17 protein-coding genes and 1 tRNA gene are annotated in these 15,194 nt (G+C 33.8%); 12 read left to right on the top strand and 6 right to left on the bottom strand.

Annotated elements, in window-relative coordinates; translation table 11 throughout:
• Positions 1 to 107: 107 nt before the first annotated feature.
• Complete coding sequence (locus AB3G33_RS02670) at positions 108 to 695, bottom strand: riboflavin synthase (protein ID WP_367772408.1); 588 nt, start codon at positions 693 to 695, stop codon at positions 108 to 110.
• Between the two features lie 58 nt (positions 696 to 753).
• On the opposite strand from AB3G33_RS02670, the gene pdxA reads away from it, so the two are divergent.
• The 6 genes from pdxA (at position 754) to accC (ending at position 5,757) form a co-directional block, all read left to right on the top strand.
• Complete coding sequence (pdxA, locus tag AB3G33_RS02665) at positions 754 to 1,800, top strand: 4-hydroxythreonine-4-phosphate dehydrogenase PdxA (protein ID WP_367772406.1); 1,047 nt, start codon at positions 754 to 756, stop codon at positions 1,798 to 1,800.
• Between the two features lie 87 nt (positions 1,801 to 1,887).
• Entirely contained in the window at positions 1,888 to 2,442 is a 555-nt protein-coding gene (locus AB3G33_RS02660; RefSeq protein WP_367755718.1) for a DUF177 domain-containing protein, read from the top strand.
• A 9-nt stretch (positions 2,443 to 2,451) separates the two neighbouring features.
• Positions 2,452 to 2,646 (top strand): 50S ribosomal protein L32, encoded by a 195-nt coding sequence (rpmF, locus tag AB3G33_RS02655; RefSeq protein ID WP_007137315.1) that lies wholly within the window; start codon positions 2,452 to 2,454, stop codon positions 2,644 to 2,646.
• Positions 2,647 to 2,821: 175 nt separating this feature from the next.
• Positions 2,822 to 3,820 (top strand): beta-ketoacyl-ACP synthase III, encoded by a 999-nt coding sequence (locus AB3G33_RS02650; protein WP_367757876.1) that lies wholly within the window; start codon positions 2,822 to 2,824, stop codon positions 3,818 to 3,820.
• A 23-nt stretch (positions 3,821 to 3,843) separates the two neighbouring features.
• Positions 3,844 to 4,320 (top strand): acetyl-CoA carboxylase biotin carboxyl carrier protein, encoded by a 477-nt coding sequence (gene accB, locus AB3G33_RS02645; RefSeq protein ID WP_367772404.1) that lies wholly within the window; start codon positions 3,844 to 3,846, stop codon positions 4,318 to 4,320.
• A gap of 90 nt (positions 4,321 to 4,410) precedes the next feature.
• Positions 4,411 to 5,757 (top strand): acetyl-CoA carboxylase biotin carboxylase subunit, encoded by a 1,347-nt coding sequence (accC, locus tag AB3G33_RS02640; RefSeq protein ID WP_367755712.1) that lies wholly within the window; start codon positions 4,411 to 4,413, stop codon positions 5,755 to 5,757.
• Between the two features lie 86 nt (positions 5,758 to 5,843).
• On the opposite strand, the gene AB3G33_RS02635 is transcribed toward accC, so the two are convergent.
• Positions 5,844 to 7,040: an aminopeptidase C gene (locus tag AB3G33_RS02635; protein ID WP_367772402.1), complete on the bottom strand. Its 1,197-nt coding sequence runs from the start codon at positions 7,038 to 7,040 to the stop codon at positions 5,844 to 5,846.
• A 78-nt stretch (positions 7,041 to 7,118) separates the two neighbouring features.
• The gene (locus tag AB3G33_RS02630) at positions 7,119 to 9,020 is read right to left on the bottom strand and encodes an alpha/beta fold hydrolase (RefSeq protein WP_367772400.1); all 1,902 of its coding nucleotides are present in this window, start codon (positions 9,018 to 9,020) and stop codon (positions 7,119 to 7,121) included.
• A gap of 156 nt (positions 9,021 to 9,176) precedes the next feature.
• Between AB3G33_RS02630 and AB3G33_RS02625 the strand changes: the two genes are divergently transcribed.
• The 3 genes from AB3G33_RS02625 to AB3G33_RS02615 are packed head-to-tail and all read left to right on the top strand — an operon-like array spanning position 9,177 to position 11,968.
• Positions 9,177 to 10,289, top strand: coding sequence for an NAD(P)/FAD-dependent oxidoreductase (locus AB3G33_RS02625; RefSeq protein WP_367772398.1), 1,113 nt, complete (start codon positions 9,177 to 9,179; stop codon positions 10,287 to 10,289).
• Entirely contained in the window at positions 10,289 to 11,032 is a 744-nt protein-coding gene (mtgA, locus tag AB3G33_RS02620) for a monofunctional biosynthetic peptidoglycan transglycosylase (protein WP_367772396.1), read from the top strand. The genes AB3G33_RS02625 and mtgA overlap by 1 nt, the downstream gene beginning before the upstream one ends.
• Entirely contained in the window at positions 11,033 to 11,968 is a 936-nt protein-coding gene (locus AB3G33_RS02615) for a lipid A deacylase LpxR family protein (protein ID WP_367772394.1), read from the top strand.
• A gap of 92 nt (positions 11,969 to 12,060) precedes the next feature.
• Here AB3G33_RS02615 and AB3G33_RS02610 read toward each other — a convergent pair whose 3' ends face one another.
• Positions 12,061 to 12,309 carry a GIY-YIG nuclease family protein gene (locus tag AB3G33_RS02610; protein WP_367772392.1) on the bottom strand — a complete coding sequence of 83 codons (249 nt, stop codon included), beginning with the start codon at positions 12,307 to 12,309 and terminating at the stop codon, positions 12,061 to 12,063.
• Positions 12,310 to 12,352: 43 nt separating this feature from the next.
• A tRNA-Ala gene (locus AB3G33_RS02605) sits at positions 12,353 to 12,426 on the bottom strand.
• Positions 12,427 to 12,550: 124 nt separating this feature from the next.
• On the opposite strand from AB3G33_RS02605, the gene AB3G33_RS02600 reads away from it, so the two are divergent.
• From AB3G33_RS02600 to AB3G33_RS02590, 3 genes are all read left to right on the top strand, one after another.
• A complete protein-coding gene (locus AB3G33_RS02600; RefSeq protein WP_367772390.1) occupies positions 12,551 to 13,324 on the top strand; it encodes an enoyl-CoA hydratase/isomerase family protein in 774 nt (257 codons plus the stop codon).
• A gap of 207 nt (positions 13,325 to 13,531) precedes the next feature.
• Entirely contained in the window at positions 13,532 to 13,984 is a 453-nt protein-coding gene (locus AB3G33_RS02595; protein ID WP_367755698.1) for a 6-pyruvoyl tetrahydropterin synthase family protein, read from the top strand.
• A 22-nt stretch (positions 13,985 to 14,006) separates the two neighbouring features.
• Positions 14,007 to 14,765, top strand: coding sequence for a UDP-2,3-diacylglucosamine diphosphatase (locus AB3G33_RS02590; protein WP_367772388.1), 759 nt, complete (start codon positions 14,007 to 14,009; stop codon positions 14,763 to 14,765).
• Here AB3G33_RS02590 and AB3G33_RS02585 read toward each other — a convergent pair.
• Positions 14,762 to 15,118, bottom strand: a complete 357-nt coding sequence (locus tag AB3G33_RS02585) for a hypothetical protein (RefSeq protein WP_367772386.1) — start codon at positions 15,116 to 15,118, stop codon at positions 14,762 to 14,764. The two genes, AB3G33_RS02590 and AB3G33_RS02585, sit on opposite strands and share 4 nt — an antisense overlap.
• Positions 15,119 to 15,194 lie beyond the last annotated feature (76 nt).

Raw genomic sequence — 15,194 nt, 5'->3', positions numbered from 1 at the left:
ACGGGGTTATTTTCGAATTAAATAAAATCAATACTAAAAATGACAACTGTATAATCTAAACTAAGTACTGTTTCTGTTTTATACTTTAAAATAAGAGATTTTAATAGCTATCTTGAAGCATATAATTTAGATACATATTTTCCAATTACATCAAATTCAAGATTTATTTTAGTACCTACTTTAAAATCTTTAAAATTAGTATGCTCGTGGGTATAAGGAATAATGGCAACACTAAATTGATTTTTCTTGGAGTCTACTACGGTTAAACTTACTCCATTAACGGTAATCGAACCTTTTTCGATAGTAAGGTTGTTTAGAGTCTCGTCGTACTCAAATGTGTAAGACCAACTTCCATTAGTTTCTTCCGTTGAAATGCATATACCAGTTTGATCTACATGACCTTGAACGATGTGGCCATCGAGTCGATCACCTAATTTCATAGCTCTTTCAAGATTGACACTATCTCCAGCCTTCCAGTCACCAAGATTTGTTTTTTTTATCGTTTCGTCAATTGCTGTTACGGTATAGCTATTATTGTTTATAGCTACTACAGTTAAGCAAATGCCATTATGCGCGACACTTTGATCAATTTGGAGCTCCGCTGTTATTGAAGAGTCCACCGTTACGTGAATATTGTCTTTTTCTTTTTTTATTTCTTGGATAGTACCAAGGGTTTCTATGATTCCTGTAAACATTTCTTATTTTATTTTACTAAATTTGCACTTCAAAATTAGCAATAAATAACGTGAGGTCATGATGAAAAAAGCAGAAAATATAATTGTTGGAATTTCAATAGGAGATTTAAACGGTATTGGAAGCGAAGTTGTTCTAAAAACATTCGAGGATACACGGATGTTAGAACTGTGTACGCCAGTTATTTTTGCCAATGTGAAAATAATGTCTTTTATTAAAAAGAATTTAAATGCTACGGTTTCACTTCATGGAATCGAAAAACTAGATCAAATTCTTCCAGGGAAAATCAATGTTTTTAATCTTTGGAAAGAAGGTGTGGATTTAAATTTAGGAGTTAATGATGATAAAGTGGGGGAGTATGCTGTAAAGTCATTTGTAGCAGCTACTCAAGCTTTAAAGGATGGAATTGTAGATGTTTTAGTTACAGCCCCAATAAATAAATATAACATTCAATCGGAAGAATTTAAATTCCCTGGACATACTGATTATTTAAACCAAGAATTAGAAGGGAACGCCCTAATGTTGATGGTTCAGGATAATTTGAGAGTTGGTTTATTGACGGATCATATTCCCTTAAGTGAAGTGGCATCACATCTTACAGAAGATTTGATAAAACAAAAAATAGAAACAGTAAGACAGTCACTTATTCAAGATTTTAGTATAAATAAGCCAAAAATTGCAGTTTTAGGATTAAATCCACACTGTGGAGACGGAGGAGTAATAGGAAACGAAGAAAATGCTATTTTGACTCCAACTTTGAAAAAAATATTTGAAAAAGGAACTATGGTTTTTGGGCCTTTTGCAGCTGATGGATTTTTTGGAAGTGGGCAGTATGAGAAATATGATGCTGTAATAGCTACATATCATGACCAAGGCTTAATTCCTTTTAAAACATTGTCATTTGGAAAAGGAGTGAATTATACGGCTGGTTTAAATAAAGTAAGAACATCTCCTGATCATGGTACTGCCTATGATATTGCTGGGAAAGGGGTGGCGGATTACAACTCATTTAAAGAAGCGGTTTATCTTGCTTTAGATATTTATCGCTCTAGAATTCAATACGAAGAAATCAGTCAAAAACCACTGAAGATTAAAGAAAAACAGTAGTAAATAAAAAAAGATAAATAAGATTATTAGTTTTGTAATAATTTTATATCTTTGCACTCCCGAAGTTTGGGGTAAAATTATGTTGAAATGAAGAATACAAAAGAATTTTTAATTCCTTTTGTGGGATTAAAGCTAGGGAAACATCATTTTGAATATCAATTAAGTAATGCGTTCTTTGAAATCTTTGATTATGACGAATTTCAAAATTCAGACATCAAAGTAAATGTAGTTTTAGAGAAAAAAAGCACAATGCTTGAATTGGCTTTTAAGCACAAAGGGACGGTAAATGTACCTTGTGATCTTACAAGTGAAGATTTTGATTTGCCTATTAAAGGTAAAATGAAGTTGATTGTCCGTTTTGGAGAGGAGTATAATAATGACAATGAAGAATTGCTTATACTGCCATTTGGGGAATTTGAAATAGATGTTGCGCAGTATATATATGAGATGATTGTGCTGTCTGTTCCTCTAAGGCGAGTTCATCCAGGAGTCAAAGATGGAAGTTTAAAAACGGAAGCTCTTGATAAACTGAAGGAACTTACATTAAAAGAATCAAAAGAAGAAGAAAAGAATAAAGAGAATAAAGAAGAGAATATTGACCCGCGTTGGGACAAATTAAAGCAACTATTAACGGATAAATAATATAGTAAAATGGCACATCCTAAGAGAAAAATCTCCAAAACAAGAAGAGATAAAAGAAGAACACATTATAAAGCTACTGTAGCTCAAATCGCTACTTGTCCTATCACAGGAGAAGCGCATTTATACCACAGAGCCTACTGGCATGAAGGGAAAATGTACTACAGAGGGCAAGTTGTTATAGATAAGTCTGTAGCTGTTGCTTAATGCATTTTTTTACAAATGATATTTGAACTCTCACATAGTGAGAGTTTTTTTGTTGTTTATAATTTTAATTAAATAAGAAGTTCTAAGACAATGGGTTTAGAATTTTTTTTGTAATTTTCAACTCTTTTAAACGTTTTTTCAAATGGCAACATTTGATGTAAAATATTCGAATACAATGAATACAATTACAGCCGCAATTACCGCTGTTGGAGCTTATGTTCCAGAATTTGTGCTTTCAAACAAGGTTCTAGAAACAATGGTTGACACAAATGACGAGTGGATTACCTCTCGTACAGGAATTAAAGAAAGAAGAATCCTTAAAGATAATGATAAAGGAACCTCTTTCTTAGCCATTAAAGCTGCCCAAGATTTATTATCTAAAGCAAAAATTGACCCTTTGGAAATCGATATGGTCATAATGGCAACCGCTACCGCTGATATGCCAGTTGCTTCAACTGGGGTATATGTTGCAACCCAAATTGGTGCGACAAATGCATTTGCGTATGATTTACAAGCTGCTTGTTCCAGTTTTTTATATGGAATGTCTACAGCAGCTGCTTATATTCAATCAGGAAGATATAAAAAAGTACTTCTTATAGGTGCCGATAAAATGTCATCAATTGTAGATTATACGGACCGCTCCACATGTATTATTTTTGGAGATGGTGCTGGTGCTGTCTTATTTGAACCTAATTATGAAGGTCTAGGCTTGCAAGATGAATACTTAAGAAGCGACGGAATTGGTCGTGATTTCTTGAAAATTGATGCTGGTGGATCACTTCACCCTACCTCTTTGGATACCATAAAAGAAAACAGACATAATATTGTTCAAGACGGTAAAACTGTTTTTAAATATGCGGTTACTAATATGGCTGATGCAAGTGAGACAATTCTTAAGAGAAACAATTTAACGAATGAGGATGTAGATTGGTTAGTGCCACATCAGGCAAATAAGCGTATAATTGATGCTACTGCAAGTAGAATGAATTTAGAAGATTCTAAAGTTTTAATGAATATAGAGAAGTATGGTAATACTACTTCGGCAACTTTACCTTTAGTGCTTAACGATTTTGAACATTTGTTTAAAAAAGGAGATACTATTATTTTGGCTGCTTTTGGAGGGGGATTCACTTGGGGATCTATTTATTTAAAATGGGCATACGACAAACAATAAATTTAAACTAAAAACAAATAATTATGGATTTAAAAGAAATTCAGAACCTAATCAAATTTGTAGCAAATTCAGGAGTTGCAGAAGTTAAATTAGAAATGGATGATGTTAAAATCACCATTCGTACAACTTTAGAAGGTAATGTTACAGAGACCACGTATGTACAACAAATGCCTGCTCAAAACACACTACAACAAGCTTTAGCTCCACAGCCAGTTGCTCCAGTTGTAGCGGTTCCAGTACCAGTATCTGAGGATTCTAAGTATGTTACTATAAAATCGCCAATTATTGGTACTTTTTATAGAAAACCATCTCCAGATAAACCAATGTTTGTTGAAGTTGGTACTACTATCGGTAAAGGGGACGTGCTTTGTGTTATTGAAGCAATGAAATTATTTAATGAAATTGAGTCTGAAATTTCTGGTAAAATTGTAAAAATATTAGTTGATGATATGTCACCAGTAGAATTTGACCAACCTTTATTCTTAGTTGATCCATCTTAATTAATTTTAAATTATATATTTCGAGCGAACAAATTTGTTGTTTTGAAATAATTTAAAATTTAAAATTCATAATTTAAAATTTAAAACAAGATGTTTAAAAAAATATTAATTGCAAATAGGGGAGAAATTGCACTTCGTGTAATTAGAACTTGCAAAGAAATGGGCATTAAAACTGTTGCTGTTTATTCTACTGCTGATGCAGAGAGTTTACACGTAAGGTTTGCTGACGAAGCGGTTTGTATTGGACCACCTCCAAGCAACTTGTCCTATTTGAAAATGTCAAATATTATTGCCGCTGCAGAAATTACAAATGCAGATGCAATACATCCAGGATACGGATTCTTATCTGAAAATTCTAAATTTTCTAAAATCTGTCAAGAGCACGGAATCAAATTCATTGGTGCTGCTCCTGAAATGATTGATAGAATGGGTGATAAAGCTTCTGCTAAATCTACTATGATTGAAGCTGGTGTGCCATGTGTACCTGGTTCAGTTGGAATTTTGGAATCATTCGAACAAACTCAAGAAATTGCAAAATCTTTTGGTTACCCAGTAATGCTTAAAGCAACTGCTGGAGGTGGTGGTAAAGGAATGCGTGCAGTTTGGAAAGAAGAAGACTTATTAAAAGCTTGGGAAGGTGCTCGTCAAGAGTCGGCTGCCGCTTTTGGAAATGACGGAATGTATCTTGAAAAATTAATTGAAGAGCCTCGTCATATTGAAATTCAAGTAATTGGTGATTCTTATGGAAAGGCATGCCACCTTTCTGAAAGAGACTGTTCTGTACAAAGACGTCATCAAAAATTAACTGAAGAAACTCCTTCTCCATTCATGACAGACGAATTGCGTTTGAAAATGGGTGAAGCAGCAGTAAAAGCAGCAGAGTATATTAAATACGAAGGTGCAGGAACGGTAGAATTTTTAGTGGACAAACACCGTAATTTCTATTTCATGGAAATGAATACACGTATTCAGGTGGAACACCCAATTACGGAACAAGTTATTGATTATGATTTAATTCGAGAGCAAATTTTAGTTGCTGCTGGTGTGCCTATTTCTGGTAAAAATTATTTGCCACAATTGCACGCTATTGAATGTCGTATTAATGCTGAAGATCCATACAATGATTTTAGACCTTCACCAGGAAAGATAACAACATTACATATGCCAGGTGGACACGGAGTTCGTTTAGATACTCACGTTTATTCAGGTTATACCATTCCACCAAATTACGATTCAATGATCGCTAAATTGATTACTACTGCCCAATCTCGTGAGGAAGCAATTAGTAAAATGAGAAGAGCATTAGATGAATTCGTTATCGAAGGAATTAAAACTACAATACCATTTCATAGACAATTAATGGATGATCCTAGATATATTGCTGGTGATTATACTACTGCGTTCATGGATACTTTTAAAATGATTAGTCCTGAATAAAAGGAAAAAGATCAAATAAAAAAAGCATCACTTTTCAGTGATGCTTTTTTATATTAAAATCCCGAAATTTTATTTCGGGATTTTTTTTATGCTCCTAATTTACTTGAAATGGCAGCAGGAACTCCAGCTTTGTTTACCATAAAAGAGGTTGTTTTGTATTTTACGAAATCCTTAGTTACGTATAAATAACCTTTGTAGTCATTTGTAGCTCCCCAAGAATTTTTAACAATATAATATTCTTTGCCCAATTGATCCTTAGCAATTCCAACAATATGCATCGCATGATCGTCTGTAGTTTGATAATTATCAAATGCTTTTTGACGCATTTCTTCAGTAATTTCTGGTTCTTCTTTTGGACCATTAAACATAATTTCCTTTTCTTCTTTGGTCATGTCATCATAGTTCTTTGTTGGAACATAAGCAACACCATTTTTCCAACTAAAACTTTTTTCGCTTACATCTGTTGCCCAAGCTACAGTGAATCCATTTTTTAATGCGTTATCAATGATGGCAGTCATGTCATTCATTTTTACATTGTAAACCAAATCAAATGACCAGTTATCTGGAACCATCATCATTGTTTTTTTATAATAAGGCTCAGTAGAATAAGAAGCAAATTCAACATATTCATCAGGATTAATCCCTATTAATTCTTTTGCAAATGTTTGGGGAGTGTAATTTTTTCCTTTATAAGCAAAGGTTTTTGGTACTTCACCTAAATAAGAATCAATAACTGCTGCATATGCTTTTTCCCAGTTTGGGGTCAATTCTCCGTTTGGATTTTTTACCACTGCGGTTAATAATGCTTCGGTAATTCCTGACATTTCAGCAAATTTGTTTTTTGTAGTACCGTAATTTAGTCCACTATAAACTTCTTGTGGCACTGCTCCGTATTTTTTGTACATATTAATTACATCGTGTAATTCTCCACCGTCACCTAGGGTAACAGCTCCATGCATACGTACATAATTCTTGCCTTTTTCCACATAAGCATTACGAGCCGAAAATACTTGTGATATTTCGACAGGTTGTTTGCCTAATCGGATCATTTCTGATTCTAAGTAAGAATTGGTAGAATAACTCCAGCAAGTTCCTGATGAACCTTGGTTTTTTATGGAAGTATTTGCAAGATTAATTACGTCAGTAAATTTAAAACTTTCAACACTTTTTTCACTGGCATTAACTTTTAGAGAATTTACTAGCCCATCTTGTGCAGAAGCGACACTCATACCTAATACTAGTGTAGAGGCTATAAACAGATTTTTTACTTGAAATGTATACATTGTTTAATTTTTTGATGTTTACTATTGGTGTGTATTTATAACAATTGTTACAGTATAAGCTTGTTTTTTAACATTAATTTACAAAGTTTCTTTTAACCATTTAAAAAACTCTTTTTGCCATACTTGAGCGTTTTGAGGTTTTAGAACCCAATGGTTTTCTTCTGGGAAATAGATAAATCTACTTTTTATTCCGCGTAATTGTGCCGCTTGAAATGCTTCTTGACCTTGTCCTATTGGTACACGGAAATCTTTACCTCCTTGAAAAATTAATATTGGAGTATTCCATTTTTCTACTAAACTGGCAGGATTGAAAGTAGTATATGTTTTTTGGGCAACAGCATTGTCTTTTTCCCAATAAGCACCACCAAAATCCCAATTATTAAAGAAAACCTCTTCAGTAGTTCCAAACATACTTTGAGTATTGAATACGCCATCGTGTGCGATAAAAGTTTTGAAACGATTGTTGTGTATCCCAGCCAAATAAAAGGCCGAATACCCACCATAACTTGCGCCTATACATCCTAAACGGCTTTTATCAACATAGCTTTCTTTGGCTACATCATCAATTGCCGATAGGTAATCATCCATAACTTGTCCACCCCAATCTTTACTAATTTGCTCATTCCATTCTATCCCATGCCCAGGCATTCCACGACGATTTGGCGCCACTATGATATAACCATTAGCGGCCATTAATTGAAAATTCCAACGGAACGAATAAAATTGTGTCAACGCACTTTGAGGTCCACCTTGGCAATACAAAAGAGTTGGGTATTTTTTTGAAGCATCAAAATTAGGAGGCAAAATTACCCAAACTAACATTTTTTTACCATCAGTTGTGGTGACATACCTTCTTTCTGTTTTGCTTAGCGCCAAAGAATTATAAGTAGCTGTGTTTACATTTGACAATTGTTTCCATGTTTTCTTTTTTTGATCATAAGAAAATAATTCCGAAGCATGATTCATATCCGCTCTTGTAACAATAACATTGTTTCCAGAGAACCCTACGATTTCGTTTACATCAAAATCACCATTTGTAACTTGGTCTACATGCACGGCGATTTTTGTAAAACCAGGGAAGTTTACTTCAAATAGTTGTTTCGTTCCATCAACGGCAGCAATAAAATAGATTTTTGTTCCATCAGTGCTCCAAGTAAAACTATCTACAGTTCCATCCCAGTTTGCTGTTAAATTTATTTTCATTCCTTTAAAATCAACAATAATGTCATTTTTATCGGCTTCATAACCATCTCGTTTCATTTGTAGCCAAGTAAGATTTCCTGAAGGCGAAAACTTAGGTGCTACATCATAACCAAGATTATCTTCGGTTCTATTTACCGTTTTTCCAGTTTCTATATTGTATTCAAAAATATTGGTATTGGTCGAAATGGCATATTGTGTGCCTACTTTTTTCTTAGAAACATATAAAATGTGTTTGCTGTCTTGAGACCAAATGTAATCTTCGTCTCCACCAAAAGGTTTTTGCGGACTATCAAATGCTTCTGAACTTAGAATATCTACACCAACAGCTCCTTCGCTAGTTTCTTTATAAAAAACATGATTGAATTTACCTTCATTCCAGGTGTCCCAATGACGATAGTCTAGACCATCATAAATTTGAACATCTGAATTTTCAAGCTCGGGATAAAAATCTTTCCCAAGTACATTGTTGATTTTTACCTCTTCATTGTAAACAATGTATTTCCCATCTGGCGAAATGTTTTTGTCTTTTACCAAAGTTTTATAATCAACTACTTCAGTTGATTTTCCGCCATTAACAGGAACAGTATAGAATTTAGAATCCGATTTATTTTCCTCAACAGAAGGGATAGTTACTTTATAAACTACATTTTTTGCATCGGTAGATATTCCTATAGGAGTTACTCTTCCTAATTTCCAGAGTTTTTCTGGGGTCATTACATTTTGACCAATTGCGCTTAAACTCATCATAGTTAGGGTTGTAAGGAGTATTTTTTTCATATAAAATTAAATTATTTTGGGTTCCTAAAAGTACAATTTTATTCTAAAATGAGAATCAGGATTATGTTAACTCTTTCAAAATGTTATTTTGTTTAAAACAGCGATAAGCATGTGTTTAATTCACTAAAAATATTATTTTTATAGAAAAATTAGAACATGCAACTAAGTTATTGGGAATTAAAAAATTGGTTTACAAATGTAGATTATACTGTTGTAGGAAGCGGAATTGTAGGTTTACACGCTGCGTTGCGCTTGCGCGAAAGGTTCCCTGATAGTAAAATTTTAGTTCTTGAAAAAGGAATGTTGCCGCATGGAGCCAGTACTAAGAATGCTGGTTTTGCTTGTTTTGGGAGCATTTCTGAAATTATAGATGATTTAAAATCCCATTCGGAAGAAGAGGTAGTAGGTCTTATTGAAAAACGGTGGCAAGGGTTGCAATTGTTAAGGAAACGATTAGGAGATACCGCGATTGATTTTAAACCATTTGGGGGATATGAAGTTTTTTTAAATTCTGATGATAGTTGTTATACGGAATGTATTAATAAATTGCCTTTTATAAATGAAATCCTAAAACCACTATTTAAAGCCGACGTTTTTGCCAAGCAAGTAGACCGTTTTAGTTTTAACGGCACAAAAGATTATTTAGTTTACAACCCTTTTGAAGGTCAGATTGATACAGGTAATATGATGCAGGCATTATTGAAAAATGCGTATTCTGAAAATATATTGATTTTGAACCAACAAACAGTCACTTCTTTTTTGGATAAAGGAAATGAAGTTGAGATCAACCTTGGTAATTTTAGTTTTAGTTCTAAAAAAGTTTTGTTTGCTACCAATGGATTTTCAAATCAATTGACTAATGGTGCTGTAAAGCCAGCGAGAGCCCAAGTTTTAATAACGGAACCAATAAAAGATTTAGATATAAAAGGGACATTTCATTTAGACAGAGGGTATTACTATTTTCGAAATATTGGAGATCGTATATTATTAGGTGGTGGAAGAAATCTTGATTTTGAGGCAGAAAACACAACGGAGTTTGCGCAGACAGAAATTGTACAAAATAAATTGGAACAATTATTAAAAGAAGTAATTTTGCCCAACCGAGATTTTAAAATTGAACACCGTTGGAGCGGTATTATGGGTATTGGTAACAGTAAGAAACCCATAGTTTCACAATTGTCTGAAAACGTTTATTGTGGAGTGCGATTAGGAGGAATGGGAGTAGCAATAGGAAGTTTAATAGGAACAGAATTAGCAGATTTAGTATAATGGGAATAAAAATTACACCTAAGAAAACCGCAAAAAAACCAGTAAAAAAAGAATCAGCCTCTTTTATGAATAAACTAAGAGTTATTTTATTTAAAACATTCTTATGGTTCATCGGACTGTCCGTATTTTTAGTAGTATTTTTTAAATTTGTACCAGTACCTATTACACCACTTATGGCGATAAGAGTTATCGAGAATAAAGTGGCTGGAAAAGAAATTTATTTTAGTCATGACTGGGAGCCATTAGAGAATATTTCGGTCAATTTGCAAAAGGCAGTTATCGCCAGTGAAGACGGAACTTTTCTTATTCATAATGGATTTGATTTCGTCGCGATGCAAAAAGCGTATAAAAGTAATGAGCGAGGTCGCAGAATAAAAGGAGGAAGTACGATTTCACAACAAACAGCTAAAAATGTATTTCTTTGGCAAGGAAGAAGCTACATTCGTAAGGGACTAGAAGCTTATTTTACTGTCCTTATTGAAGTGATTTGGGGTAAGGAACGTATTATGGAAGTGTACTTAAATAGTATTGAAATGGGTGATGGAGTGTATGGAGCACAAGCGGCTGCAGAACACTGGTACCGAAAAGATGCTGCAAATCTTACACCACTTCAAGCTGCAGGAATTGCCGCAATTTTACCCAATCCAAGAAAATTCACAGCGACTAGTTCTTCTTCTTATATTAATAATAGAAAAACTAAGATTTTGCGAGTGATGCGTACTATTGGAAAAATAGAATATTAAATGTTAATTAATAAAAATGTTTTTTTCTTTTTAATTTTGTTCTCCGTTTTCAATTATGGACAAAGTAGGAAATCTGAAATTGGCATTATAACAGATAATGATCTTTATACATCCTCCAAGAATGACATGTATTATACGAATGGATTAGCAATTTTTTACCGTCATTTAATTAAAAATAGTAAGCTAGATATCTCTAAAAAAAGTGTAGAATTTACAATAGGACAATATATTTATACACCTCGGTTTATAGACTCTCCTGAAAAAGAAATAATGGACCGTCCTTATGCGGGATATCTTTTTGGAGAAATTGGAGAAAATATATTTTATAAAAACGAATCCGTATTTAAAGCAAATTTTCAAATAGGATATGTTGGACCCAATTCCTATGGTAGAGAAATGCAAAAAAGCTTTCATAGTTTAGTGGGGTATAAAGCAGTTCAGGGTTGGGGATATCAAATTCAAAATGCACTGGCTGTCCAAACGCATTTCTTTTATTCAAAAAAGTTGTTTCCGAGATCTGAGAGTAAAAAAATAGATTTTCATTTTCAATCCGAAGCCAACTTAGGAACCATTTTCACGGGTGCATCTACTGGTTTTTTAACTAGAATAGGATTAAAAAAATTAGTCCCATTATTCGATTCTAATCTTCATGGAGGGGCAATGGGGAGTAATGAAAGCGAGTTTTATTTTTATATAGCGCCTAGTATTAACTATCTGTTGTATGATGCCACCATTAAAGGCAGTCTTTTTAATAGTAACAGTACTGTAACTTTCGATTTGGTACCTTTTCGTTTTAATGGCGAAGCGGGTTTTAAATACCGCAAAAAAAATCTGAATTTATTTTATGTTTTTGTCTACAGAGGAAAGGAATTAAACAGTAGAACGATTTCGGGATATTTTTATGGCTCTATTGGTGTTTCCTATTTGCTAAAGTAGAATACAAATAAAAAAGACCCAAACTTTGTTTGGGTCTTTGTGGAGAATACCGGATTCGAACCGATCACCTTCCCGATTGTCATCGGGACACTCTAGTTCTTATTTTCAATTAGACTTTCAATATATTTTCTGCTTTTCATTTTTTTAATTTTCATTTCTCTTTGGTATGCTTCGCTTCTTGAAGAATAACTCTCAAAATATTTTAGTTCCCAATCTTTAACCTGTTTAGTGTATTTGCTTTTGCCATTCAAATGATCTCGAAGTCGATCTTGGACATCTTGGCAAGAGCCGACATAAAACTTATTGATAGTTTTTGAATAAATGATATAGGTGTAAAACATAAGGATACAAATAAAAAAGACCCAAACTTTGTTTGGGTCTTTGTGGAGAATACCGGATTCGAACCGGTCACCTCTTGCCTGCCAGGCAAGCACTCTAGCCAAATGAGCTAATCCCCCAATAGTGGCGCAAATATAATATTTTAAAGTATTCAAATAGCATTTTTCAAAAAACAACTTCCAAATTTTTTAAAAAAGTATAGTTTCCTATTTATATTTTTAACTTTACATAAAAACTACTGCTATGGCACTACCTGAATCCAATGGTTCATTATCAACAAAAATAGAAAATAAGATTGCAACCGTACAATTTGGTCATCCGGCAAGCAATTCATTTCCACGTCAATTGTTGGATTCTTTGACTCAAGAATTGAATAATTTAAGTGAGAATTCAGCGGTTTCTGTAATTGTTTTAAAGAGTGTTGGTACTGGAGCATTTTGTGCTGGAGCCTCGTTTGATGAGCTTTTGGCAGTGTCGAATCAGGAAGAAGGGGTTCACTTTTTCTCGGGTTTTGCTCATTTGATAAATGCGATGCGTACTTGTTCAAAAATCATTGTGGGGCGCATTCATGGCAAAGCCGTAGGTGGCGGAGTTGGGATTGCGGCTGCTTGTGACTATGCTTTTGCCACTGCTGATGCCAGCATAAAACTCTCTGAATTAGCCATCGGGATTGGTCCTTTTGTGATAGAACCTGCAGTAAGTCGTAAAATTGGTAAAACGGCCATGACCCAAATGACTTTGGCTGCTCACGAATGGAAAACGGCCGATTGGGCGCTAGAAAAAGGGTTGTATGCCAAACTAGCACAAGACCAAGTAGAACTGGATATTGACATCGATCATTTTACCTCAAAACTAGCTTCCTATAATCCTGAAGCCTTAATCGAAATGAAAAAAATTATTTGGGAAGGAACCCAAGATTGGGATACTCTTTTACTAGAAAGAGCTGCAATTACAGGTCAATTAGTACTTTCTAATTATGCCAAAAATGCCTTGGAACAATTCAAAAAAAAGAAATAATTCTCTAAGCTAGTTTTGTTTTAGGAGCTATTTCCTGCTATCCGCTATATTCCCGATATAGAAAAACTACGGCTAAAAAAAGCCTTGTTTTTCTTATCGGGAGATGCCGCTTCTATCAGGGCTAAAAACCCGTAGAGTGGGAAACCCATCATTTCCCACCTATTTCTCATGTCAATTTACTAAATTTGCATTCAAAATTATACTTCGATGAGCAATATCAGAATTACAAAACAATTTAATTTCGAAACTGGGCATGCCTTATATGGGTATGATGGTAAATGTAAAAATGTTCACGGACATAGTTATAAGTTATCAGTAACCGTAATTGGGAAACCTATTGTAAACCGTAATGATGTAAAATTCGGAATGGTAATCGATTTTTCGGACTTGAAAAAAATTGTAAAAGAGGAAATTGTAGATCAGTTTGATCATGCCACTGTTTTTAATGAAACTACCCCACATATTGAGTTGGCTAACGAATTAATTAACCGTGGACACCATGTGATTTTAGTCGATTATCAGCCAACTAGTGAAAATATGGTAGTTGATTTTTCTCAAAGAATTATTGCTAGATTACCTGATGGAATTAAATTGTTTTCTTTGAAATTACAAGAAACCGAATCTTCTTTTGCAGAATGGTTTGCGAGTGATAATTTATAATTCAATATGACACCTGAGTTTCATGAAACTACCTAATAATAAAAAAGTATATTTTGCTTCTGATCAACATTTTGGAGCGCCAACAGCCGAATTGAGTTTTCCTAGAGAAAAGCGATTTGTGGCTTGGCTCGACGAAGTGAAAAAAGATGCCGAAGCTATTTTTTTAGTAGGTGATTTATTCGATTTTTGGTTCGAATATAAAACCGTAGTCCCAAAAGGTTTTGTACGTGTTTTAGGCAAACTGGCCGAAATTCGCGACAGCGGAATCCCAATCTATTTTTTCGTAGGAAACCACGATTTATGGATGGATGATTATTTTAAAAAAGAATTAAATATTCCAGTCTATCATGACAATCAAGAATATACTTTTGGGGACAAAACCTTCTTAGTAGGTCACGGTGACGGGAAAGGACCTGGTGATCTAGGTTACAAACGCATGAAAAAAGTATTTACCAATCCGTTTTCTAAATGGCTTTTTCGCTGGTTGCATCCTGATATTGGAGTAGGACTGGCGCAATACCTTTCGGTGAAAAACAAACTCATTTCTGGGGATGAAGATGTTACTTTTTTGGGTGAAGACAACGAATGGTTGATTTTGTATTCCAAAAGAAAACTAGAAACCAAACACTACAATTATCTTGTTTTTGGGCACCGCCATTTACCTATGAAAGTAACAGTAGGTAAAAATTCAGAATATGTGAATCTAGGCGACTGGATTACCTATTTTACTTATGGTGTATTTGATGGAGAAACTTTTGAGTTAAAAAAGTACGAGAATTAATTCATTCCCTCCCCGTTCAAATATTCATCCATATTTATTTTAAATAAAGTGCCTTCTACTAGGTCTTTGACTGCGATTAATTCTTGCATAGAAACAGCCAAATCAATTTGAGAACAAGGTGTTTTTAGTAAAAATTTGTGACAATTATTTTTCAAGCTACAATCATCACAACAGTTATTTAAAAGATAACTTTCGTCAATACAGCATTGAAACAGTTTCAGTTCGTGTCGACTGAAATAAAACCCCGTTTCTCTAAAAATCAATTGCACTTTATCAGTTAATATTTCGTTCTCTTTTCTCCAAAAGAAAGAAGTCCCTGAATCGTTATAATAAATCTGTTTCATTTCTTGCATAATTCATTCATTTGAAACAAATATAATAATTATTTAGATTAATTCTAAATAAAACGAATTAAAAAAGTCATAAAAA

It is taken from the genome of Flavobacterium sp. WC2421, assembly GCF_040822115.1.
Taxonomy (GTDB): Bacteria; Bacteroidota; Bacteroidia; order Flavobacteriales; family Flavobacteriaceae; genus Flavobacterium.
The sequence above is the reverse complement of the archived record's forward strand: the minus strand, read 5'-3'. Positions and strand labels throughout refer to the sequence as shown.

Bases quoted from the DNA above. Each gene is read 5' to 3' on its own strand.
- AB3G33_RS02670 (WP_367772408.1), bottom strand. From the start codon at position 695: ATGTTTACAGGAATCATAGAAACCCTTGGTACTATCCAAGAAATAAAA.
- pdxA (WP_367772406.1), top strand. From the start codon at position 754: ATGATGAAAAAAGCAGAAAATATAATTGTTGGAATTTCAATAGGAGAT.
- AB3G33_RS02660 (WP_367755718.1), top strand. From the start codon at position 1,888: ATGAAGAATACAAAAGAATTTTTAATTCCTTTTGTGGGATTAAAGCTA.
- rpmF (WP_007137315.1), top strand. From the start codon at position 2,452: ATGGCACATCCTAAGAGAAAAATCTCCAAAACAAGAAGAGATAAAAGA.
- AB3G33_RS02650 (WP_367757876.1), top strand. From the start codon at position 2,822: ATGAATACAATTACAGCCGCAATTACCGCTGTTGGAGCTTATGTTCCA.
- accB (WP_367772404.1), top strand. From the start codon at position 3,844: ATGGATTTAAAAGAAATTCAGAACCTAATCAAATTTGTAGCAAATTCA.
- accC (WP_367755712.1), top strand. From the start codon at position 4,411: ATGTTTAAAAAAATATTAATTGCAAATAGGGGAGAAATTGCACTTCGT.
- AB3G33_RS02635 (WP_367772402.1), bottom strand. From the start codon at position 7,040: ATGTATACATTTCAAGTAAAAAATCTGTTTATAGCCTCTACACTAGTA.
- AB3G33_RS02630 (WP_367772400.1), bottom strand. From the start codon at position 9,020: ATGAAAAAAATACTCCTTACAACCCTAACTATGATGAGTTTAAGCGCA.
- AB3G33_RS02625 (WP_367772398.1), top strand. From the start codon at position 9,177: ATGCAACTAAGTTATTGGGAATTAAAAAATTGGTTTACAAATGTAGAT.
- mtgA (WP_367772396.1), top strand. From the start codon at position 10,289: ATGGGAATAAAAATTACACCTAAGAAAACCGCAAAAAAACCAGTAAAA.
- AB3G33_RS02615 (WP_367772394.1), top strand. From the start codon at position 11,033: ATGTTAATTAATAAAAATGTTTTTTTCTTTTTAATTTTGTTCTCCGTT.
- AB3G33_RS02610 (WP_367772392.1), bottom strand. From the start codon at position 12,309: ATGTTTTACACCTATATCATTTATTCAAAAACTATCAATAAGTTTTAT.
- AB3G33_RS02600 (WP_367772390.1), top strand. From the start codon at position 12,551: ATGGCACTACCTGAATCCAATGGTTCATTATCAACAAAAATAGAAAAT.
- AB3G33_RS02595 (WP_367755698.1), top strand. From the start codon at position 13,532: ATGAGCAATATCAGAATTACAAAACAATTTAATTTCGAAACTGGGCAT.
- AB3G33_RS02590 (WP_367772388.1), top strand. From the start codon at position 14,007: ATGAAACTACCTAATAATAAAAAAGTATATTTTGCTTCTGATCAACAT.
- AB3G33_RS02585 (WP_367772386.1), bottom strand. From the start codon at position 15,118: ATGCAAGAAATGAAACAGATTTATTATAACGATTCAGGGACTTCTTTC.